A 22638-nucleotide genomic window follows, 5' to 3' on the forward strand; every position below is an offset into this window, starting at 1 on the left:
AAGATAACTATGAATCGACAGTACGTAATGGCATTTGACATAGGGGGTACGTTCGTGAAAGCAGTTTTACTGACTACAAACGGAACGCCTCTTAAAGGAAGTGAAAGGGAGTTTCCTGCGCGCTCAGGTGAAGCAAAGAATGTGGTGCTTGCACACTTCTATGATATGATCCGCGAGCTCGCGGACACCGTTACAGAAGAAGCAGATCAGTTCTCAGGCATTGGATATGCCTTTCCTGGGCCGTTTGATTACGAAACCGGAGTCAGCTATATGCAGGGAATAGGGAAATTTGACGCCATCTACGGTGTAAATATGAAAGAGGCAATTCAAGCTTTTATTACCGCAGATGCTCAATTGGTTAAACGGTTTTCGAACGATTTTTTAATTGTATTTGAAAATGATGCTCGCATATTCGGATTAGGCGCAGCTGCTGTATATAAATCGTTAGGAGTAAATAAGCTAATCGCTCTGACATTAGGCACCGGATTAGGGTCTGCTTTTATTAATCAGGGGCAAATTGTCACTAAAGGTGGTCAGGGAATCCCGTTGGAGGGCTATCTGTATCACGTGCCTTATGAAGACAGTATCTTCGACGATTATTTCTCTCGCCGTGGTATATTACGAATATTTGCTCGATTAGGCTTGGAGGCAGAGAGACTGGACGTCAAAGGAATAAGCGAGCTTGCAGAAGCCGGAGATCCAATAGCCGTTCAGGTTTTTAGCGATTTTGGCGAGGCGCTGGGACGTGCGCTGCTGCTGTTCGTGGAACAATTTCAGCCGGATGCCATTGTGATAGGCGGACAAATCAGTAAGAGTATGCCATTATTTAAACCTGCCCTTGCACTTGCCTTAAACCTGCCGATGGACATGCTTATTCAAACGGATACGATGACTTGCACCATGAAAGGCATTTGGAATCTGATAATAGCTAAGCAAAATTTGGCCTAAAGAGGAGATGATTTGAAATGACATACCCCAAAAAAACTTGGGAAATGTAAGTTCTTCATCATTTGCATACGGATATTGGCTACACGGATCGACAGGAGAAGATTGAACGTTATCATGTGAATTTTATTAAACAAGCAATTGAAATTAGTGAATCGGCTTATGAAGGAAAGCGTCCTGAATGGAATGGCTTTCGCTGGATTTGTGAAACGATTGGCGGTTGAACGATTCCTGAAACATACGGAAGATACAAACTGGCCTGAGCGATTCAAATACATTGGAAATGACGACAAGAAAACACATTAAACTGAGGCAGTCTCGGACATTTCTTACATGTCCGGGACTGCCGCTTTTTTTGGAGCAAGTCAGTCTAAACCTTATTGTTTAAAGAACAATAAACGAGTAGGCATACTTATTGTTGTGAATTGAATGTTAACCAGATTTGTTCCAAAAACATTTCGAGCGAGTAGCCGCGCTCCTCTCTTTGAAAGGAGTAGGATTCGCTGCTTAAAGCGATCAACAGCATATCAGCTTTGAACACGCTGTTAAGCTGGTTCTGCCCGGTTGCTGTCATTTCATCAAAGAGTTGGACTAATAATTGATGCAGTTCGATATAGAGAGGACTCTGTGTGCGAGATTTAGATCGATTGGTGGATGCGGTTTAACGATTACCATGTTTGTGACCTTTTTTGTATTAACAGTGGCTTTATATTCCGTAGAACCGATTATTACTGTTTATATTACCCACCTATCCCATGATTCCAGTCATATTGCTCTAATGGCCGGAATAACCTTCTCGGCTTCGGGGCTGGCCAACATCATTGCGGCGCCAAGACTAGGGAAGTTATCTGACAAAATTGGGGTCCATAAAGTCATGCTGGTGTCCCTTGTAGCGGCAGGAATTATTTTTATACCGCAAGCTTTCGTGAGCAATCCTTGGCAGTTAATGGGCCTTCGCTTCTTATTGGGATTAACGGCGGCAGGGTTGACTCCTTCCGTTAATGTTCTGATTAAGAAAATAACACCGGCTCCCCTGACAGGTAGAGTTTTTGGATTTGCCATGTCAGCAGGGTATTTAGGCGTATTCGGAGGTTCCGTTCTAGGCGGACAAGTGGCAGCCTGGTTTGGTGTTCAATATGTATTTCTCATCACCAGTGCATTGTTGCTGATGAATGCGGTATGGGTTTATTTTAACGTATACAAGAAGCTCAGCAATAAGGAGAAGCTCATGATGTGAGAGGTTTTCCAACTTGTACTCGATTAGTCGACGTAATAGCTAGTTAAATGAGAGGAGCGTGTTTATTATGCGTATAAAATGGTTTGGTCACTCTGCGTTTTTACTGACGTCGGAGGCCGGAACGCGGGTCCTCATCGATCCCTACTATAAATTTCTTGGTTACCGCATGCCGGTCCCGGTTGAATCGGATATTGTCGTTGTCACGCATGATCATGCCGATCACAATAAAATTGAGGCTGCATCAGGCGACTACTTGCTTGTTAATGAGCCAAGGGAATACAGCCGCGGCGATGTGAGTATTACCGGGTTCAAGACTTTTCATGACAAGGTGAATGGGAAGAAAAAAGGTCCCAATATTATTTTTCGCTTCCGGATGGATGGACTGACGATTTGTCACTGCGGTGATCTGGGGCATCTGTTGAGCGAGGAGCAAGTGAAGGAAATCGGCAAAGTGGACGTTCTCATAGTTCCGATTGGAGGAAGAATGACGCTCGATGGGGCAGAGGCTGTTCAAGTGATGCGTCAATTGCAAGCGACGGTTGCGATTCCGATGCATTACAGTACCAAAGCATTGGGCATTTTAGGAAGGATTGTTTTCGCTAGGGTAGACAAGTTCATAAAGGCAGAGGGACAGCGGACGACCGCAGTGAATACGTTGGAAGTTACAAAGGAAAACGTATCTCGGTATGCCGGCGTCGTTACCATGGAGTACGAATAAAATCGGAGGCTATTTCGAACGGTTGTAATCGTTGACGCAATGTTTTGACAATTCTGCTCATATCATGCTATGTTCAGTGCAGAATGACTGAGGAGGGACCATCATGCTTGTTGTCACGACTGAAAATATTGCTGGCTATCACATTGATAAAGTATTAGGCCAAACATTTGGTGTTACAGTAAGAAGTCGCGGGATTGGGGGGAATATAACTGCTTCTTTGCGCAGCATATTTGGAGGTGAAATAAAGGAGTACACGGAAATGATTGAAGACGCTCGTAAGGCTGCTATAGACCGTATGATTCAAATGCGCATGCAATGGGGGCGAATGCCATCGTGATGATGCGTTTTGATTCAGGTGAAATCGGCCAAACGATGTCTGAGATCGTCGCTTACGGTACTGCGGTTGTGGCTCAAAAAATTTAGCTATGTCCTATTTCATGAGCATATACTTCGGCATCCAATTGTTAGTAGTCATTATCGCTGTAATGGGTACGTGGATCTATCGTCGCAGACGTTTGATGCAGCGAACATCTCAGCCTCCATCCGGTTTTCAGAAAACCGATGAAATATTTATGGATCCAACTACTGGTGTCCAACAGCAAGTATGGTTTAATCCCAATAGTGGAGAGCGGTTTTATCAGAGAATTGATAAATAGTAAGGATAAAAGGGCGATATGTGCTCTCGATCGGTTCTCAATCAAATCATAATCCATACAAATAAGGCCCCAGTCCTCTTTAGAGAGCTGGGGTCTTTGCCCGTCTTTTTAAGATGGCACGACGAGAGAACCAATGACTTACCTGATTGTATGCATTTTTCTAAAATCATTCGGCGTGATTCCCTCGTTTTTTTTGAATACTTTAATGAAATAACTAGGGCTTTCAAAGCCGACTTTCCTTGTAATCGTTTGGATTTCCCATTCAGGGAATTGCTGAAGATACTCTTTTGCTCTTTGGATCCGAAAACGATTGATGTATTCAAAAGGTCTTGCACCAATCGTTTGCTGAAAGAGGACGCACATATAATGAGGCGTAACGGCTAATTGATTCGCCAAATTTTGCAACGTAATCGGCTGGTCAAAATGATTTTCTATAAAGTCGATCACCGGTTTTAAGTGCTCATACTGCTCATGATTGGAGCGGGTATCCGAAGAGGAATGATATCGAAACAGATCCAGAAGCAAGCCGTAAAGGAGCTGCGAGCCATCGTAGCTCGATCCATGTTTCCGGATGCTGAACAAATGATTAATTTCATTGATTCGTGCCTGGAAAATCTCAGGTTTCGTGATGAAAAATACAGTGGATTCGTGGAAGTCCAAAGATTGAAGGAAAGGCGCTGCAAAGTTCCCGTTAAATTCTACCCATTGCACCGTCCAAGGCTCCATAATAGGAAAATAGCGGTGAGGGATACCTGGATACAGAATCATTCCCTGACCTTTGGATAGCGAGATGGTCCTTCCTTCGATTTCCAGCATGCCTTGGCCACCCAAGCATTGAAACCATTGAAATCCCTTATATCCTTCTTTTCTTACCACCTGAGGCTGATGAGCCCAGTATCCAGTGGAGACAATATAGAGGGGCAAATGAAAGTCTATGTCGGTTAGTACATTCCAGAAAAAATTCTTTATCTTAATCACCCACTCTAAGAAAATATTAATATCGTTATATTATCATAAATATCCTTTGATTGTTGAAGGTTTGTTTCGATTATATAATTATTAATAAAGTTATATGATAACTGTAAACCTTTAAGGAAGAGGCGGATGAATGGGATATCAACAATCGAGGGTCAGAGAACTTTTCGACAAGGATTGGTTTTTTCACAAGGGTGACTTGCCGGTAAAATATGCTGTAAAAGCAGGGATGACGGGAGGTATTACGGACAGTGGAAAGCGGGAAGAAGGGGAATGGCTTGAAATCGCTTACGTTGACAGGGAGACAGCAGAAATAGCAATTCCGAAGGATTGGAGCAGAGTAAATCTACCTCATGACTGGGTCGTGGAAGGGAATTTCGTGAACGACCCGAATCTCGGAAGCCGACCGGGCAGCCACGGCTATTTGCCGACGGGCGTCGGTTTTTACCGGAAAATGTTCGCTATTTCTTCGCAGGACTTTGGCAAGAAGATGAGCATTCATTTCGATGGGGTTATGGGTGTAAGCACTGTATGGCTAAACGGACATCTGCTAGGGACGCATGAGAGCGGATATACGGGTATTCATTATGATATTTCGGATGTTCTCCGTTACGGTGATGAAGGCAATAATGTCATTGTGGTTAAGGTGGATGCCGCAAGGTATGAGGGCTGGTGGTATGAAGGCGGGGGCATTTACCGGCATACTTGGCTGCAGAAAACGGATCGGATTCACGTAGCCCATTGGGGTACTTACGTGACAACGCCTCATGTTACGGAGCAGACAGCGGATGTTGTTATCCGCACCGTCTTGCAAAACGAATACGAAGAAGTGCGGGAATGCGAACTCAAATCGACAATTGTGAATGCTGAAGGTGAAATTATCGCTTCCATCTCCGACAAGCTTAACATTTCATGGCTTGATCAGAGAGAGACCGAGCAGTTTTTATCCGTAAACAATCCCAAGCAGTGGTCCCCAGAGCATCCGCACATGTATAAACTGATTACGGAAGTGTCCATAGGCGGCGACATCGTTGATACGTATGAGTCGGCTTTCGGGATTCGTACGATTGCATTTACAAGAGACGGTTTTCTAATAAACGGAAAAACGACGCTGATTAAAGGCACCTGCAATCATCAGGATTTCGCAGGCGTCGGAGTTGCGCTGCCAGATCGGGTAATCGAATATAAGATTCAATTGCTGAAAGAAATGGGTTGCAATGCGTACCGGAGCGCTCATCATCCGCCAACTCCGGAATTGCTCGATATTTGCGACAGACTGGGTATGATGGTCATCGATGAGAACCGCAAGCTGGATAGCTCGCCAAGCGGGATTGCCGATCTGCAGAGCATGATTTTGAGGGATCGCAATCATCCCTCGATTATCCTGTGGTGCATGGAAAACGAAGAGATACTGGAAGGAAAACGCATGGGCGCGCGAATACTTCGCTCGCTTCACAATGTTACTCGCAAACTGGATCCGACTCGACCTACACTTGCGGCTATGAATCACGGCTGGAATGGTGAGGGATACAGTGAGCAAGTGGATATTGTAGGCTACAATTACGGTCAGAGAAATAATCAGGATATAACGGATCATCTGACCTACCCGTCACGAATCATGATAGGAAGCGAGAGCGCTAGCAGCACAACGACCCGTGGCATCTACGAGATCGACAGGGAACATGGATATTGTCCAGCGTATGAAGGCCTATATATGCCTTCATGGTCATGTACGGTGGAGAAGGCTTGGAACGACCTTCTTGAACATCCATTTTTGACCGGCATTTTTCTTTGGACGGGTTTCGATTACAGGGGAGAACCTTCCCCGTACAGATGGCCCTGCATTCATTCTCATTTTGGGATTATGGATATATGTGGATTTCCGAAAGATGTTTACTATTATCTCAAATCTGTCTGGACGGAAGAGCCAATGGTTCATCTCTTGCCGCATTGGAATTGGGAAGGAAAAGTTGGCGAATGGGTGGATGTATGGGTATATACCAATGGTGATCGTGTAGAACTTACGTTGAACGGACGAAGCCTTGGCGTTAAGCCAATGGTCAGAGCCGGACATTTGGAGTGGAAGGTCCCTTATGAACCTGGCGAGCTTGTCGCAACTGCCTACAAGGAAGGCGTTAATTTCGCTGTAAAAAAAGTTCGAACAGCTGGCACTCCATATATCATTCATATGGAGCCTGATCGAATGGAGATTCATGCAGATGGAATGGACGTAGCCCTAGTTAAAGTATCGATTCGTGATGAGCGCGGCTGTGTTGTTCCAATCGCAGATCATGAAGTGGTTTTTGCTGTGGAGGGAGCCGGAAAAATTTTGGGAGTTGGAAATGGCAATCCTAGCAGCCATGAGCCAGACAAAGCAAATCGTCGTCGAGTCTTTAACGGGTATTGTCTTGTATTAATTCAAGCTGGGGCGATTTCCGGAGAGATTACCGTAACTGGAACATCGGTTGGGCTGAGCTCGACGAAGTTAATGTTGAAAGCTCGTTAATAAGATTACGCAGGGGAAGGGGAGATCGAATGGAACCTAATAAACGGAACGACAGTAATCATTCTCTGCCATGGAATCTTGCAACCCTTTATCAATCGCCCAGGGTGTTTCCTGTTCCTGACATGGACGAAGGCGATATAAAGGGGATATTTTATGAAGGTCTGTCTTATCAAGGACGGGCAACTCGCATTTTTGCCTATTACGCGATACCCGAGTCAACTTTGGATGCCAAGGTCCCTGGAATAGTCTTAGTGCATGGAGGAGGAGGCACGGCATTCAAAGAATGGGTGCGGATGTGGGTGGATAGGGGATATGCAGCTATTGCTATGGATCTTGAAGGGCACGTGGCTACCCTGAAGAATAGTGATGGCGTATGGTCAGGACACGATTGGAGCGGTCCGTCCCGGCATGGAGAATTCGCGGACTTCGCGCTGCCAATGGAAGATCAATGGATGTATCATGCTGTTGCCGATGTTATTCTTGCCCACTCTTTTCTGCGTTCCTTCGATATCCTTGACAAAGATAAAATCGGTGTTAACGGAATTTCATGGGGAGGAATCGTCGCCAGTCTCGTTGCTGGAGTGGATAACCGGTTATCGTTTGCCATACCTGTCTATGGATGTGGATATTTATTCGAGGCAAATAATCAATATGGTGAAAGTTTTGCCAAGATGCCCCCTGAGTATGCCCGTAAGACGAAACAATTATGGGACCCGTCGGCCTATTTCGATCGTATTTCAATTCCGATGCTTTGGGTAAACTGGAGCCACGATCCTCATTTTCCGCTTCACTTGTTCAGCAGGTCGTATCAAGCGGCGCAGAGGTGTGTGAATCAATCGAGTCTCAGCATTCACTTCGGTCTGAGACATTCGCATAAAGCGGGATGGAAGCCGCAAGAAATTTATGTGTTCGCGGATCAAATAACGCGTGAAGGTCAAGCGCTGCCTCAGGTTTTGCGGCAAGAGGTTAACGAGACTCATGTAAAAGTTGAGTTTACTTCAGAACTTCCCGTGATGAAGGCTGAACTGTGCTATTCTTTCGACACATCAAACTGGTTTGAGGTGGAGTGGTTCAACAAACCAGCATACATCGATAGCGACTTTAATCACATTCATGCCATCCTAGAAGATGGAACCTGCGCTTATTTTATTCAAATCACTGATGAACGTGGATGTTTAGTGAGTTCGCCGATTCAGTGTGTTTCTTTCTAAGGAAGAGGGTCTTTATGCATATAGACAAGGGAGGGGCCGAATACATGAATACGAAACATCTCATCTCCATGAACTATCCAGCGTCTTGGTGGCGTTCTTTGTGGAGGGAAGCACTGCCTTCCGGTAACGGAAGGATGGGTGCGGCTGTCTATGGAGGGGTTTATGAAGAGACGATTTTGCTCAACCATGAAAACCTGTGGTGGGGCGGTGTAACCTTGCCATTGCCGGATGTTAGCGATCGATTGCCAGAGGTGCGTCGCTTGCTGAATGAAGGTCAAGCATCCGAGGCTGACAAATTGCTGCCTGATTCTCTTAAAGAGCAGGGCTACAGTCCCAAGCTGGCATTCCCGCTTCCGTTAGGAGATCTGAAAATATTCATGCCTCTTTGCCAAGCATTTCGTTCCTACAAGCGATCGCTTCAGATGGAGACGGGGGAAGTTTCGGTAGTGTGGACAGACGGAGACACCAAGTATGAGCGGAGGCTGTTTGTATCCCGAACAGATGATACAGTCGTGTTAGAAATTCGTAAATCGGGTCCGCAAACCATTGAAGCGAGGTTATGCATGCAGCTTCATGATCAACGAGACTTTCGGAAACCAGGCATTGTGTTTCCCGACTCCGAGGAAATGAAGTGTACCGGAGATACGATCTATTATGCAGCGCAAAATACGGATGGGAACGATTTCGGCGGTGTGGCTCGCGTCATCAACCGGGGCGGACAAACCGGAGTTGGGCATGCTGGTTTAACTGTGAAGGAAGCGGATTCTGTTCTGGTCATTGTCAAGCTATTTACTCATGGGAAAAGGAACAATGAATGGCGCAGATTAAAAGAGGAGCTGAGCTTCCTTCCTTCTTGTTATGAATCTTTGCTTTCCAGACACGTAACAGAGCATGGACGCTTGTTTAGGTCGATGGAGTTTGACTTATATGCGGCTTCACGGGAGTTATCCAATGAGGAACTTCTGTTGCAAGCCTATCAAGGGGAGACACCGGATGCTCTTATGGAGAAAATGTGGGCATACGGACGATATTTGCTGATCTCTAGTTCACGTGCAGAGGGTCAGCCCTGCCATTTATACGGCTTGTGGTGCGGTGATTATGATGCAGTGTGGGCGTTTCACATGGTTAATGAAAACCTGCAAATGATCTATTGGCAGGCATTGTCAGGCAACATGACTGAACTGCTGCTTGCGGTTTTTAACTACATGGAAACGCTGATGGAGGATTTCCGTGTCAACGCAAGACGGCTATACGGCTGTCGGGGAATCTTTATCCCCGCTCCAAGCGTGCCCGGCTCGGGGCTTTTAAAGCATACCTCTTCGCACATCATTCATTGGACCGGAGGGGCAGGGTGGGTTAGCCAACATTATTATGATTATTATTTGCATACCGGTGATATGGAATTTCTGCAAGATCGGGCTCTGCCGTTCATGCGAGAAGCTGTTTTATTTTATGAAGACTTTTTTACGATGGATGAAGACGGATATTTGATGAGTTCCCCGTCCAATTCACCAGAGAATACACCCGGGAATTATTGGAAAGGACCTGGTATGTCGATGGGCACGACCATGAATGCGACGATGGACTTTGCGATTGCCAAGGAACTGCTGACACACCTCATTGAAGGGGCCCAGTCTGCTGGGATGTACACGGAAGACATTCCGAGATGGCGGGAGATGCTTGATCGAATTCCGCCATATCAGATCACCGAAGATGGAGCTGTCAGAGAATGGATGCATCCCTTCTTTGAAGATAATGACCATCACCGTCACGAATCCCATGTATACCCTGTGTTTCCAGGCAACGAGGTGTCACGGGACAAAGATCCTGTTCTCTTCAAAGCCTTCGTCAAATCGATCGAGAAACGTTTGGTTATTGGACTTAAAGAACAGTCGGGTTGGTCGCTTGCGCATATGGCGAACAATTACGCCCGTATGGGCCAAGGCGATTCAGCTCTTGCATGTCTGGAGACTTTGAGCCGCTCTTGTGTCATGAACAATCTGATTACCCTGCATAATGACTGGCGTAGTATGGGAATCGGTGTCGATATGGATTGGGCGCCCGTGCAGATCGATGCGAATATGGGCTGGACTTCAGCCATCCAGGAGATGCTGCTCTTTTCAATTCCTGGGGAGCTTTATATTTTGCCTGCGCTGCCTACCCGATGGAAGAAAGGAACAGCGGGCCCGCTGTTAGCACGTGGCGGTGTCGAGTGCACGTTAGATTGGGATGAGTCTGAAGAGAGGCTTGATATTTCACTGCGTTCAACGAAAGGCAGCCAACTAATTGATCTTATTTTACCTGAAGCAGCCGTTGGTCTAAAGGGCAGCACTGTCAAATTTCAATCAAGGTTAAGGCAAGTATCGCTTTCAGAGGATTTGCTTCATTGGTCTGTCATATGGAAGAGGGAGCTCGTATGAAAGCAATATTAGCAGGAATGGGAGCATAAGGCGATTCGGGCAGCAACGAGTTGAAAACAGTTGATAGAAGTCGAAGGCAAAAAAATGAATGAGAACGGAGTGTGCAGGAATGGATGTTCGAAGCTTTCTTGAAGCGGATCTGGCATACGGACCTAGCCATGGGGGGGAAGGAGGGGTGCGGAGCGTCCGACTCTACAGTCAGAAGGATTATGAGTCTCCACTGCGATTTTTGTACTACATAGAAATTCCGCCAGGCGCTTCGATCGGATATCACAAGCACAAGGATGATGAAGAAATGTATATCCTACTGGCAGGCCGCGGACTGATGACGGTTGATGGTGAAACCAAGGAGGTCAAAGCGGGTGATACAATCTTGAACAAGCCTTTTGGAAGTCACGGGTTACAGAATCATACAAATCAGGATATTAAGCTCCTTGTCTATGAATCAGCTCTTTGTAAATGAGGATGAGGGGATATATTTGAAAAAACTGTATTTGTGCAATCAGCAAGTAAAATAACACATAGGATCGTAAATAAACATAACCAGAGGCCTTCCCATTGGGCGTATACTTAAAAATAGGTCTACATAGGTATGAGGTCTGTGATAAAATATGCAGAGCAGGACCGGTGGAAAGTAGATTCATTTTTGGTTCATATATGGTGATTTGCATGTTCTAAAAAAGGAGTGCACACGGAATGAAACAGATCCTCATTGTAGATGACGAACCGATGGTTCGAATGGGTTTGGCCCAGCTAGTCAGGCAGTGCAACCCTTTATTTCGCACGGTCGTCGCGGCTAATGGTGCGGAGGCTCTGGAGCAAATCAACAAGCAGCGTCCGGATATGCTGTTGACGGATATCCAGATGCCGAAGATGGACGGACTGGAATTGTGCAAACAGGTTCAGTCCATGAATGTGAATGTTCCTGTCGTAGTCATATCTGGCTACGATGATTTTTCCTATGCACAAAAGTGTCTCACCTATGGCGTTAAAGAATATTTGTTGAAACCGCTTACGGAGCATGAGTTATACCCCGTTCTGCACAAACTTTTGTCGCAGCAGGATCATTCCGTGCCTATCTCTTTTTTAAAAGTGGAGGAATGGCTGGAGCGCGTCGAATCGACGATCTGGTCGGCGGATTTGGAAGCGCTAAATGGACTTATGAATGACTGGAAGCATGGGGATCTGACCAAAGGGATCCAAATTGAGCAGCTAGAATGGATTATTGCGGACGGGCTGAAAATTTTGGTTAAAAAGCTTAACGCACACGGGATGGCGACATTTACGATCATTCCTTCACCCAATCAGTTGAATAACGTTCCTGGTGCGATCGCTTATTTGCAGTCGCAAATCGTTCACTTATATAATCAGCTTTTCCACTGGCGAGGCGGCAATCAGAAAAGCTTGTTCGAGGAAGCAAAAACATACATTGACAATCACATTTCGGAAGAGCTTAGCCTGGAGGAAGTCGCTGAGAAAATGGGGCTTGCACCGACCTATTTCAGTTATATATTCAAAAAAATGACGAATGAAACGTTCGTTCAGTATAGAATGAAAAAACGGATTGAGATGGCAAAAAGGCTCCTCGAAATGCCTCATTATAAAGTCGTTGATGTGGGTGTGACCATCGGATATCAAAATTATCCGTATTTCACGAAAATATTTAAAAAGATGACCGGCTGCTCACCAACCGAATACCGCAGTATGTTGGGGATCAAATGATAAGGTCCAGCTTAGCGGCGAGAATGTTCGCATATTTCATTATTGTTATCGTCATTTCTTCATCTATTGTAGGCTTCGTACTCTACTTGCAGTCTTCTAAAGAGGTGGACAAGCAAACAAACGAGCTCTTGACGCAAATCGTCGATAACGCGATGAATCATACCGACATGTATTTGAAGAAATACGATCGAGCTACTTTGTCCATGTTGACTTCGACGAATGTGAAGGATTTTTTGAACCTGGACAACAACAACTTTGTCTCATATTTTTTGTCGATCAGACCCATGAAAGAGAAGGTGATACAGCCCATTTTCATCAATAATCCCGAAATCAGCATGGTTTATTTGATAGGCTATAATGGCCTAAGCGTTTATGACTATAACAAAGAAATGACGGATTTCAGTCAATCGTTGTTACTGGAAAAACTGGAATCTTTAAAGGGGATTACGAATAACGACGGAAAATTGACGATTATGGACTGGAGTTTTTTGGATGGAAAGCTAGCCTTAACGCGTAAAATATCCGACCGCCAGACTTCGAAAGTATTCAAAGGGATCCTTGGCATTGAGTTAAACATCGAAGAGCTTACTTCGCTATGGAAGGGGATTCACCTTGGTGAAACTGGTTATTTTTACATTGTTAACGATAAGGGGAAAATTGTGTACCACCCGAAATCCGAAATGATCGGTACGCATGTGAACGATAAACTGTTGACGAAGTTAAAAGAAAACCAAAATCAGATTTTTAATTACAAAGAAGATGTCGAAAGAGTGCACTTTAATCGCAGATCCGATTATTCGGGTTGGACACTGGTCGCCTCCATGCCTCTGGATGAACTCCGAGCACCTGTGTTGAATATTAGAAAAACCACACTCTACACCTGCGCGATTGCATTATTAGTTGCTTTGCTTCTTGCCTACCAGTTTGGCCAGTCTATTATTCGGCCCATCAAATTGTTGGTGAGCGGGATGCGCAGAACGGAAAAGGGCGACTGGACCCACGTAGCGATCAGTGGCAGGACAGACGAGATGGACCGCCTGATTGTTAGCTATAATATGATGGTTTCCCGATTACAGGAGTTGATGGAGCAAGTCTATGCCGAAGAGCTGAAGAATAAGGAGTACCTGCTTAAAAGGCAGGCCGCCGAATTCCAAGCCCTGCAGTTGCAAATCAATCCACACTTTCTGTACAACACATTGGAAACGATTGTATGTTATGCTGTCGTTCAAGATTCTCAGGAGATTAAGGAGATTGTCCGATCCCTCTCCTATATGCTTCGCTACTCGGTACGAGCCGACTTGGAGGAAATTACGGTAGCCAATGAACTGAAGCACGTGATGCACTTTATGAACATTATGAATTATAGGCTAGGTCACACGTTTGAAGTTGAGGTTCTAATTCCTCCAGAGCTTTTGTTGAAAAAAATGGTGCGGCTGTCCTTGCAGCCTTTGGTAGAGAATGTGTTTAAGCATGCTTTTCCCGACGGGATCGAGAGTCATCATCGGATCATCATCGATGCGTTCGTGGATCATGACGACTTCGTTGTGACCGTTACCGATAACGGCATCGGTATTCCCCCTGACAGGCTTAACCAGCTTCAGACGAGGCTGACAGCGCAACAGACCCAAATCGGCTTGCCAGAACGCGAGCAACGTGAAGGGGGCATCGGTCTAGTGAATGTACACAGCCGTATTCAAATCGTATTTGGCGAGAAGTACGGACTCGCTGTTTCCAACAATGAGTTTGATACGGGCACGAAGTTTATATTACGAATGCCTAGCAAGAATGACGAAGTGGGCTTGCTTCTCTGATTTCGCAATAAGTTACAAAAATAATGGAACGACTGCACCTGGTACAGTTGTTTTCATTATTTTTTTTGGGCTGATTGGTAGGCAAGTACCATAATTTTGTTGAATATGTGCTTAAAAAACTAGTATGCTCTCTCTTCTTCAAAAAACTATCATGAAGATAACAAATGAGAGGAGGAGGTTTGGTTTGGAATTTGTCCGGGACATACAAGGGGAAAGTAAGCGCAGTCAAAAGGTACGTAAGCATAGATCCAATATCGTGATTCTGCTTTTCCGCAATATAAAAAAAGCACCGCAGTTGTACATTTTGTCTGCTCTGCCGATTCTGTACATTCTCATATTTAAATATGTGCCTATGTACGGCGTAGTGATCGCTTTTCAAGATTATGTGCCTCATAAAGGATTTTTCGGGAGCGATTGGGTGGGGCTCAAGCATTTTAAAACGTTTTTCAATTCCTATGAATTCTGGAAGGTCATCAAGAACACGCTCGGCATTAGTTTTTACGGTCTTTTAGCGGGGTTTCCGTTTCCGATCCTGTTAGCGCTCTGTCTAAATTATGTGGGACGTCCTTTCGTAAAGAAGAGCGTACAGATGGTCACTTATGCTCCTCATTTTATTTCAATCGTTGTGATGATCGGTATCATTATGCAGCTTCTCGATCCCAAAACAGGGATTGTCAATATGATATTGGCACAATTAGGCTTTGAAAAGCTCGACTTTTTTGGGAATCCCAACTACTTTAAATCACTTTATGTTTGGTCAGGCGTTTGGCAAAATGTGGGTTACGGCTGCATCATTTATTTAGCGGCATTGGCAGCAATCGATCCTTCGCTGCACGAAGCGGCTGTTATGGATGGGGCATCCAAAATTCAGAGAATGTGGCATGTGGATATTCCCGGTATTTTACCGGTTGCTATTATAATAATGATCATGAGTGTAGGTCATATGATGGACGCAGGGTTTGAAAAAGTGCTGTTAATGCAGAATCCATTAAATTTAAGCACTTCGGAAGTCATCGATACTTATGTCTATAAGGTGGGACTTCTTTCGACAGGGATCAAATATTCATACGCTACGGCAATTGGCGTGTTCACGTCCGTCGTCAATCTGATTCTTCTGTTCTCGGTTAACAAGCTCGCTAAAAAATTAGGGCAAACGAGTCTGTGGTAAAGAGGTGCAAGTTCAAAAATGAAATCGATACGAATTCATGAGTCAAGAAGCGATCAGATTTTTAACATTTTCAATTACACGGTGCTCATCTTATTTACAATCACGGTGTTATACCCGCTAATCTATGTGCTGAGTGCTTCATTTAGCTCGCCAACAGCCGTTATGTCAGGTAAAGTATGGCTATGGCCCGTTGATACCACCTTTCAGGGGTACGAAGCGGTGTTCAAACATAAACAGGTCTGGACCGGCTTTGCCAATTCGATGTATTATGCGGTAGTTGGAACCGTCTTCAATGTGATCATGACGCTAATTGCAGCCTACCCATTATCTCGCAAAGATTTTTATATTCGCAATGCGGTGATGGCTCTGTTCGTTTTCACGATGATGTTTGGCGGGGGGTTGATTCCCAATTACCTGCTGGTCAAGTCGCTTGGACTGCTCGATACGCGATGGGCGTTGATTATCCCAGGGCTCATGAGTGTCATGAGCGTCATTATCGCAAGAACCTATTTTCAAACGACGATCCCCGATGAGCTGTTGGAAGCGGCGCATCTGGACGGCTGCAGCGATTATCGATTTTTGGTGAAAATCGTCGCACCGTTATCGGGTCCCATCATAGCGGTGCTTTCCTTATTTTACGCAGTAGGACATTGGAATACGTATTTTAACGCTCTTCTTTATTTGAAATCGCCAAATCTGTTTCCACTTCAGATTATTTTACGCGATATATTAGTTCAAAACACGTTTAATGAGGATATCTTAACGGATGTAGTTGGTGCGGCGCAGCGGGAAGGGATGAGAGAGCTGCTGAAATATTCATTGATTGTTATTTCTACAATTCCTGTTCTGATTGTGTATCCTTTTGTCCAGCGGCACTTTGTAAAAGGCATGATGATCGGTTCTTTAAAGGGGTAACCCATTCACACCATATTTAAAAGGGAGGAATTGCAAATGCAAGGTAAGAAATTATGGGGTTCAGCATTATGCTTGTTCTTAGCTGTAACCGTCATCTTAAGTGGATGTAAAACATCAGAAACGGTTTCCCAGGAATCCAAGCGACCGACAGCAACCGCTTCGAACGAAGTGGTAAATCCGCCTGGTGTGCTTCCGATCACCAAAGAGAAAACGACGCTCAAAGTGATGTCGCGAACGAATCCTAATGTGGAGAACTTCGCAACAAACGAGTTTACGAAATGGCTGGAAGAAAAAACCAATATCCATATCGAATGGGATATCGCTAACGATCCGAAGCAAAAGCTGAATATTTCTTTGGCCAGCGGCGACTATCCAGATGTTTATCTAGGATTTAACATCGATCAAGTCCAATTAGCGCTTTATGGTAAAGACGGCGTGTTTATCCCGCTAAATAAGCTGATCGACAAATATGGCACTGAAACGAAAAAAATGTTCGCTGCACTCCCGTATACGAAAGAACTTTCTGCTTCAACAGACGGTAACATCTACGGGCTGCCAGCTGTAAACGAGTGTTTTCACTGTATGCACAGCAACAAAATGTGGATTAACAAGAAATGGCTTGAAGCTGTAGGGATGCAGATGCCTACAACCACGGATGAGTTTTATCAAGTTTTGAAAGCGTTTAAGGAAAAAGATCCTAACGGCAATAAAAAAGCGGATGAACTTCCGCTCGTCGGGGCCAACATTGCCAACTCTTACATTGATACTTTCCTCTTGCAAGCGTTTATTGACAGTGATCGCAATATGCAGTTCCTGAAAGATGGCAAAATTAACGTTGCCTTTACCCAGCCTGAATATAAGGAGGGGCTAAAGTATATCAATAAACTGTATAAAGAAGGTTTGATTGATCCGCAATCCTTCACTCAGGACCGGAACCAAATAAGGAAATTGGGCGAAAATCCAGATGCTGTCCTCTTAGGGGCAGTGGCGGCACAAAACCCAACTGTCTTCAATTTACTTGAAGGGACACGTTGGAAGGATTATGTAGCCGTCCCTCCTTTAAAAGGGCCTAAGGGCGTCCAAGCATCCAAATACATCCCTCAAGGTATTACTTCTGGAGCTTTCGTCATTACCAACAAAGCCAAAAATCCAGAGATCGCGTTGCGATTAGCTGATTTCCTGTATTCGGAGGAGGCCACAAATCGCGGCGTTCTCGGCAGACCGGATATGGAATGGAAGATAGCAGGAGCCAATGATGTTGGCATTAATGGGAAGCCAGCCAAATACACGTTATTGGGCAATTCATCTCCAGGAGCAAAGAATGCAACCTGGGGACAAGTAGGTCCATCCCTGCGTACGAACGAATGGCGTTTGGGTCAGACGGCCGATCCGAAAAATCCGCTGGAAGACATCCTGTATAAAGAAACGCTGACCAAGTACGAGCCCTATAAAACGGACCCTAAAAAAATGATTCCGACCTTAAACTTTACAAACGAGCAGACGGATGAACTCGCCAATATCGGCAAAACGATCGATGACTACCGAAAGGAGTCAACTGCAAGAATGATTATCGGTGATATGGATATTGATAAAAAATGGGATGAATACTTGAAAAATATGGAAAATATGAAGCTGCCAAGATATCTGAAAATCTACCAACAAGCATACGACGCATTGAAGAAATAAGAAGAAGACCTTTGATAAGTTAAAGGGAATTAAGCTCCGCATGCCTTGAGGCCTGGCGGAGCTTTTTATCCATTATCTTTGCAAGTGAACATTATCCTATTCGATGAAGGAAGTGGCGGATATGCAAATAACCAATCATTTGTTGTATCATAAGCTTTCCGATTTACGAATGAAATTGTTATACGCTAAACTTTCCGTGTGCCGACAGGACTGGAAACATCTCGATTTTATGCCCGAATACAATAAATTTTACTATATTTGCGAAGGCAACGGGTGGATCAACATTGAAGGCAAGCATTACCAACCCCAATCAGGGCAACTGTTTTTCGCTCCTGCGGGAGTTTTGCAGTCTTATTCCGTTACAAACGATCATCCTCCGTATACGATGTACTGGTGCCATTTTACTTCCAATATCGGACTTCACTCACTTTTTCAGTCTATGGGTATCCCCAATATGATTAAAGTGAGGGATAGTTCGCGGCTGCTGGGCTACTTCCGGCAGTTGATAGAGAACCGCAGTCATTTTGGGCTGACGGCCTCGATCAAGATTCAGTCAGCTTTGCTAGAAATGATCGCTTTTTTTATCGACCATGCGATGATCGAAACGAAGAAGGAGGTCAACGTTCCCTTTATAAACAAATTGGTTGACACAATTAAATACATCGATGCAAATTTGGATAAGGACATGACCATTCACGAGCTGTCGCAAACCGCGCATTTTCATCCGAACTATTTTATACGTATTTTTAAAACTCATCTTGGTGTGTCGCCGATGAAGTATATTTACGACCGAAGGTTGGAGAAGGCAAAAGGAATGCTCAGTAATTCTTTGATGACGATTAACGAAGTAGCTCAAATGACGGGCTTTCACGATGCTTCTCATTTCTCAACCTCCTTTAAAAAGCATGTCGGCATATCGCCCTCGGAGTTTCGCCATCAACATTCAATGATGCAAATTTAAAAGTTAGTTTTATCAAAAAAGTTGTTAGTAAAGTAAATTCCCATCATGATGAAAACACATTAAAATGAAAACAAAGAACAGAACCCTTTATGATTCCTAGGCTTATGAACGGGTTCAGTCCAATGAAAGGAGGTGTGAAACTGCTAACCTATAACTCGGCAATCCTTTTCAGTCTATCATGCAGCAATTACTCCAGCCGATGGAGACCTAGAAAGAGGGTAATTTGATGATGACAAACAAAAAACGTCTGTTTGTATGTGGACTGCTTATCGCTATTGTTGTTGGACTGCTTCCTTACACGCAAGCACGTGCTGCTGGGTCGATGGTAGTAGATAGCTTCGAAGGTCCCGTCACACAGAACGAAATCAATTCGTTTAAAACTTACATTCAAACAGTGGAGCCTGTTGTCTGGCCCAACACCGGCTCTATGCAGGGCGAATATGCGCAAGGAGCTAGCGGTGAAAACATCAAGGCCATGGGACTCATGTATGAGATTACGGGTGACACAGCGATTCTTGATCGAATGATCTACTTCTGTGACGTACTTCTTTCACAACGCAACGACAAACTCCCTGCTCCCTATGGCCAACGCACCGTCTGGACGAACACCAAAGCACCGGTATGGCCAGGGAATAACAGTGGTACAGCATCCGCTGACTCGGCGAACGGCGATCCCGTCGGTCACCTGGCCTACTGCGCCAAGCTTATTCTTCAAACCCCGTCGATTTGGAATACGACGGTTCCCGTCTCCGATACTTATGGGTATGGAGCTACGTATAAACAGCGGGCAGCGACATTTTTAACGGAAGCGGATTATGTTGTCAACCAATTTATTCTGCCGTCCCTATTAGATCTTTCCAGAGGAAATAAATACTACTTCTCTACGCAATCGCCTTATATGAGCGGAGGCATTATGCCATGGAATCAGCAAATGATGATTTCCTATGGTTTGCAAAATCTTGCAGCTGCTCATGCCACTTTAGGAGATAATGCATCATTAGCCGCTCAGTATGATAGTATCGTCCAAACGAACCTCAATTGGTTCTTTAACAATGATTCTGCCAAACAGACTTATACGGACAGTAAAGGCAGCACGGCTTATAACTGGGGTTACAATCCCACTTTATTGGGGGGAGAAGATTCCAATCATGCCAGCCTAGATGTAGCTGGTTTTTATCGAGCATACCTAAGTGGCCGCTATGGCATTACTGCGGCGATGATGATGCCTTTTGCCAACATGTATGCCGACGTGATGATGAGAGGACCTAATGATTTTGCAGGTCGTATTGATGGAACGGATGGTACGGGGCATGGCGCACCGACCACCTATGCCCGCAATGGAAATCTCTTTTTAGCGGCTCTTCGTCCCGATATGTACTACGCCTTGGGCAATGTGGATTTGCCGAATAATACGAGCACAAGCATGGCCACATACGCCCGTTTTATGTGGGTGAAAAATCAACGAAATCAGGGTGGTGGTAGTGACACCCAAGCACCTACAGCGCCGACAAATTTGACGGCAACGGCAGTATCGAGCAGTCAAATTAATTTGAGTTGGACCGCTTCGACAGACAATGTGGGTGTTACAAGTTATGAAGTATATAGAGGAGGTACAAAGGTTGGGACTTCGACGACGACTTCGTACAGCGATACGGGACTCACTGCTTCAACCGCTTATAGCTACACCGTAAAAGCAAAAGATGCCGCAGCTAACGTATCTGCATCAAGCAATACAGCAAATACTACGACTTTAGCGACAGGAGGCAATCTTGCGCTGGGCAAAACGTACAACGCTTCATCCGTATGGAGTGTTGCTTACCCAGCATCTAACGCCTTTGACGCTGATGTGACTACCCGCTGGTCCGCAGCGAGCGGTTCGTTGAATAATCAATGGGTTAGCTTCGATTTCAATGCCGCAACTACGTATAGCCGAGTTGTGATCAAAGAAACTTCGTTCCAGCGTGTAACGTCTTATAAGCTCCAGTCTTCTAACGACGGAACAACGTATACGGATATTGCCGGAACAACGGGAACGACGATCGGTGCGAGCAAAACGATCAGTTTCACTCCGGTTACTTCCAGATATTTGAGGCTGTACATGAGCACAGCCAGTGCAGTGCCTACGATCAACGAGATTGAAGTGTATAACCAATAATCATAGATGACCGCCTAGCCTGCAGAGGTTAAGCGGTCGTTTTTTATGTATAGAAAGTATATGTCTATACGTTTGCTTCGCATCTATCTTGACCAACTCGCTCGTCCCTGAAGGAGGAAGTCGTTTATCCTTGCAAGATAAGAATTAGAATCTCCGGGTGTCGAGAAAGTCTCGGCCTGTTTATGATGCGGCGAGATGGTGAGCTTTTGAGTGTTTTATCCAACTTGGAACGTACTTTTGGCGTCGGGGACGGCTTTAACTTGTTGAAAGTCTTTGCTTTTTTTTGACGGGGGGACGCCTAACGAACTCAGCAACCCTTATTTGATCAAAATACTAAGAGTTATCGTTTTAACGAACTCCAGACGCGCTATTTCAAATAAAAGCGCATCAATTCACTCATCATTGACTCTATTACGTCGCTTCAGTTCGTTAGACGAATGGACAGGCTCATTTCTCGGGGCTAACAACCGCTACGGTTCGTTAGCGTAGACAACACAAGGAAGGAGTTGCTTATGTGTTCAAATGGCTCTTGTTGTGGAAACTTCAGCAAGCGATGTTTGCTTATTGATCGTTCATGCGCGGGGATGGAAGGTTATGCAGAAAATGAGCACGATCTGTGGTTTTATCTCACGGGTGAGACGATATCTGGGGATTATGGCATCTTCCCGTGATGATTGCCGGGCTTTATTATTCCGGTCCCTACCCTGCTCTCTCCGTTTTTTTATTTATGATTTCGGTCACCTCCTTCGGTTACATTATTGGGCGCCTGCGGCTAACAACCGGCAGCGTATGGCCTGCGTTCTTCCTGCATGCGTCATGGAATGCTGTGATCCAGGACGTATTCGATGCATCTTCCGAAGGTGAGAATGTGCTGTTCTGGACGGGGGAGTCGGGGATTTTAGTAGCTCTTGCCTTACTGGCAGCGGCATGGTTTATTTCGAGGAGTCCGATGAGCGTGAGGCGGTTGTAAGCGAGTGGTACACGAGAGGATATAAAAGAAGGGGCTGTCCCAAACATGAACTGCACCCCAATTGTTAGATACTCAACTAACAATTGGAGGTGCAGTTTTTTGGTGGAAGTTTTCTGTAGAAGAAAAAATTGGAATTGGATTGTCAACAGAAAATTGGACAATTTTTAGAAGGTCAAACATCTAGCTTTTGCTGGTATAAGATACCCTAGAAATCCGTGAATATGATGGTAGTTATACCAATTCACATAGTACTGAGCCTCAGTGCCAATTGCTCCGAATTCATAAAATTTAATATGGTTGGCGAGTTCGGTTTTGAAGATTTTAAATATGGCTTCTGCTACAGGGATGAAGAAGATGCGTGTCAAGGTGAAGGAGGTAACTGCATCATGCTCGCTTCGAGCCTGCCGGTTTGCAATTCAGATTTCCTTGTAGATTCAACAAATCCAGTCTAAAACTATATTTTCTTAGGACACCTAACGCAAATGGTAGAGCGTAGCTTCAGTCTAGGTTTATCCTTGCTATCTTAAAAAAAGACATAGGAGTATAAATACAGATAATGAAGGATTGGTTCAGTGATTGTAA

The 22638-nt window shown here is 44.8% G+C and carries 20 protein-coding genes and 1 pseudogene; 18 read left to right on the forward strand and 3 right to left on the reverse strand.

Translation table 11 applies throughout. The features are described from left to right. Positions 1-27 precede the first annotated feature (27 nt). Both FU659_RS11970 and FU659_RS35410 read left to right on the forward strand, forming a co-directional pair. Complete coding sequence (locus FU659_RS11970) at positions 28-948, forward strand: ROK family protein (RefSeq protein WP_261807780.1); 921 nt, start codon at positions 28-30, stop codon at positions 946-948. Between the two features lie 62 nt (positions 949-1010). Continuing rightward, positions 1011-1169, forward strand: a complete 159-nt coding sequence (locus tag FU659_RS35410; RefSeq protein WP_187274099.1) for a hypothetical protein — start codon at positions 1011-1013, stop codon at positions 1167-1169. Positions 1170-1357: 188 nt separating this feature from the next. Here the strand turns inward: FU659_RS35410 and FU659_RS35415 are convergent, their stop codons facing one another. Next, positions 1358-1519, reverse strand: coding sequence for a hypothetical protein (locus tag FU659_RS35415; RefSeq protein ID WP_187274100.1), 162 nt, complete (start codon positions 1517-1519; stop codon positions 1358-1360). A gap of 27 nt (positions 1520-1546) precedes the next feature. On the opposite strand from FU659_RS35415, the gene FU659_RS11975 reads away from it, so the two are divergent. The 4 genes and pseudogenes from FU659_RS11975 to FU659_RS35420 all read left to right on the forward strand — a co-directional run bounded on the left by FU659_RS11975 (position 1547) and on the right by FU659_RS35420 (position 3556). Then, positions 1547-2182: an MFS transporter gene (locus FU659_RS11975; protein ID WP_147947834.1), complete on the forward strand. Its 636-nt coding sequence runs from the start codon at positions 1547-1549 to the stop codon at positions 2180-2182. Positions 2183-2249: 67 nt separating this feature from the next. Further along, positions 2250-2900 (forward strand): MBL fold metallo-hydrolase, encoded by a 651-nt coding sequence (locus FU659_RS11980; protein ID WP_147947796.1) that lies wholly within the window; start codon positions 2250-2252, stop codon positions 2898-2900. 103 nt (positions 2901-3003) lie between these two features. Then, positions 3004-3323, forward strand: a pseudogene (locus tag FU659_RS11985) (heavy metal-binding domain-containing protein). A 14-nt stretch (positions 3324-3337) separates the two neighbouring features. Next, positions 3338-3556, forward strand: coding sequence for a hypothetical protein (locus FU659_RS35420; protein ID WP_187274101.1), 219 nt, complete (start codon positions 3338-3340; stop codon positions 3554-3556). Between the two features lie 138 nt (positions 3557-3694). Here FU659_RS35420 and FU659_RS11990 read toward each other — a convergent pair whose 3' ends face one another. Further along, entirely contained in the window at positions 3695-4534 is an 840-nt protein-coding gene (locus FU659_RS11990) for an AraC family transcriptional regulator (protein WP_187274102.1), read from the reverse strand. A 130-nt stretch (positions 4535-4664) separates the two neighbouring features. On the opposite strand from FU659_RS11990, the gene galA reads away from it, so the two are divergent. From galA to FU659_RS12050, 12 genes are all read left to right on the forward strand, one after another. Beyond that, positions 4665-7037, forward strand: coding sequence for a beta-galactosidase GalA (galA, locus tag FU659_RS11995; RefSeq protein WP_147947798.1), 2373 nt, complete (start codon positions 4665-4667; stop codon positions 7035-7037). A 29-nt stretch (positions 7038-7066) separates the two neighbouring features. After that, complete coding sequence (locus FU659_RS12000; RefSeq protein ID WP_147947799.1) at positions 7067-8248, forward strand: alpha/beta hydrolase family protein; 1182 nt, start codon at positions 7067-7069, stop codon at positions 8246-8248. A 44-nt stretch (positions 8249-8292) separates the two neighbouring features. Continuing rightward, a complete protein-coding gene (locus FU659_RS12005) occupies positions 8293-10668 on the forward strand; it encodes a glycoside hydrolase family 95 protein (protein ID WP_147947800.1) in 2376 nt (791 codons plus the stop codon). Between the two features lie 109 nt (positions 10669-10777). Then, complete coding sequence (locus FU659_RS12010) at positions 10778-11131, forward strand: cupin domain-containing protein (protein ID WP_147947801.1); 354 nt, start codon at positions 10778-10780, stop codon at positions 11129-11131. 233 nt (positions 11132-11364) lie between these two features. Further along, positions 11365-12390 (forward strand): response regulator transcription factor, encoded by a 1026-nt coding sequence (locus FU659_RS12015; protein ID WP_147947802.1) that lies wholly within the window; start codon positions 11365-11367, stop codon positions 12388-12390. Next, a complete protein-coding gene (locus FU659_RS12020; RefSeq protein ID WP_147947803.1) occupies positions 12387-14201 on the forward strand; it encodes a cache domain-containing sensor histidine kinase in 1815 nt (604 codons plus the stop codon). Before FU659_RS12015 ends, FU659_RS12020 begins: the two co-directional genes overlap by 4 nt. 184 nt (positions 14202-14385) lie before the next feature. Further along, positions 14386-15369, forward strand: a complete 984-nt coding sequence (locus tag FU659_RS12025) for an ABC transporter permease (protein WP_261807781.1) — start codon at positions 14386-14388, stop codon at positions 15367-15369. A gap of 18 nt (positions 15370-15387) precedes the next feature. Continuing rightward, positions 15388-16284: a carbohydrate ABC transporter permease gene (locus FU659_RS12030; protein ID WP_147947805.1), complete on the forward strand. Its 897-nt coding sequence runs from the start codon at positions 15388-15390 to the stop codon at positions 16282-16284. A gap of 36 nt (positions 16285-16320) precedes the next feature. After that, positions 16321-17970 (forward strand): ABC transporter substrate-binding protein, encoded by a 1650-nt coding sequence (locus FU659_RS12035; RefSeq protein ID WP_147947806.1) that lies wholly within the window; start codon positions 16321-16323, stop codon positions 17968-17970. Between the two features lie 121 nt (positions 17971-18091). After that, complete coding sequence (locus FU659_RS12040; protein WP_187274103.1) at positions 18092-18931, forward strand: AraC family transcriptional regulator; 840 nt, start codon at positions 18092-18094, stop codon at positions 18929-18931. A 226-nt stretch (positions 18932-19157) separates the two neighbouring features. Then, complete coding sequence (locus FU659_RS37095; protein ID WP_147947808.1) at positions 19158-21086, forward strand: discoidin domain-containing protein; 1929 nt, start codon at positions 19158-19160, stop codon at positions 21084-21086. Positions 21087-21729: 643 nt separating this feature from the next. Further along, entirely contained in the window at positions 21730-22056 is a 327-nt protein-coding gene (locus tag FU659_RS12050; RefSeq protein WP_261807785.1) for a CPBP family glutamic-type intramembrane protease, read from the forward strand. A 164-nt stretch (positions 22057-22220) separates the two neighbouring features. On the opposite strand, the gene FU659_RS38795 is transcribed toward FU659_RS12050, so the two are convergent. Next, on the reverse strand, positions 22221-22421 hold the full coding sequence (locus FU659_RS38795) for an IS3 family transposase (RefSeq protein WP_187274105.1): 201 nt from the start codon (positions 22419-22421) through the stop codon (positions 22221-22223). Positions 22422-22638: the final 217 nt, after the last annotated feature.

This window comes from Paenibacillus sp. N3.4 (assembly GCF_008017805.1).
In the GTDB taxonomy this organism is placed as follows: Bacteria; Bacillota; Bacilli; order Paenibacillales; family NBRC-103111; genus Paenibacillus_E.

Coding starts and splice junctions, on each gene's coding strand:
- FU659_RS12010 (WP_147947801.1), top strand. CDS start 10,778: ATGGATGTTCGAAGCTTTCTTGAAGCGGATCTGGCATACGGACCTAGC.
- FU659_RS11980 (WP_147947796.1), top strand. CDS start 2,250: ATGCGTATAAAATGGTTTGGTCACTCTGCGTTTTTACTGACGTCGGAG.
- FU659_RS35420 (WP_187274101.1), top strand. CDS start 3,338: ATGAGCATATACTTCGGCATCCAATTGTTAGTAGTCATTATCGCTGTA.
- FU659_RS35415 (WP_187274100.1), bottom strand. CDS start 1,519: ATGACAGCAACCGGGCAGAACCAGCTTAACAGCGTGTTCAAAGCTGAT.
- FU659_RS12000 (WP_147947799.1), top strand. CDS start 7,067: ATGGAACCTAATAAACGGAACGACAGTAATCATTCTCTGCCATGGAAT.
- FU659_RS12030 (WP_147947805.1), top strand. CDS start 15,388: ATGAAATCGATACGAATTCATGAGTCAAGAAGCGATCAGATTTTTAAC.
- FU659_RS11970 (WP_261807780.1), top strand. CDS start 28: ATGGCATTTGACATAGGGGGTACGTTCGTGAAAGCAGTTTTACTGACT.
- FU659_RS12040 (WP_187274103.1), top strand. CDS start 18,092: ATGCAAATAACCAATCATTTGTTGTATCATAAGCTTTCCGATTTACGA.
- FU659_RS12015 (WP_147947802.1), top strand. CDS start 11,365: ATGAAACAGATCCTCATTGTAGATGACGAACCGATGGTTCGAATGGGT.
- FU659_RS37095 (WP_147947808.1), top strand. CDS start 19,158: ATGATGACAAACAAAAAACGTCTGTTTGTATGTGGACTGCTTATCGCT.
- FU659_RS11975 (WP_147947834.1), top strand. CDS start 1,547: ATGCAGTTCGATATAGAGAGGACTCTGTGTGCGAGATTTAGATCGATT.
- FU659_RS12005 (WP_147947800.1), top strand. CDS start 8,293: ATGAATACGAAACATCTCATCTCCATGAACTATCCAGCGTCTTGGTGG.
- FU659_RS12035 (WP_147947806.1), top strand. CDS start 16,321: ATGCAAGGTAAGAAATTATGGGGTTCAGCATTATGCTTGTTCTTAGCT.
- galA (WP_147947798.1), top strand. CDS start 4,665: ATGGGATATCAACAATCGAGGGTCAGAGAACTTTTCGACAAGGATTGG.
- FU659_RS12020 (WP_147947803.1), top strand. CDS start 12,387: ATGATAAGGTCCAGCTTAGCGGCGAGAATGTTCGCATATTTCATTATT.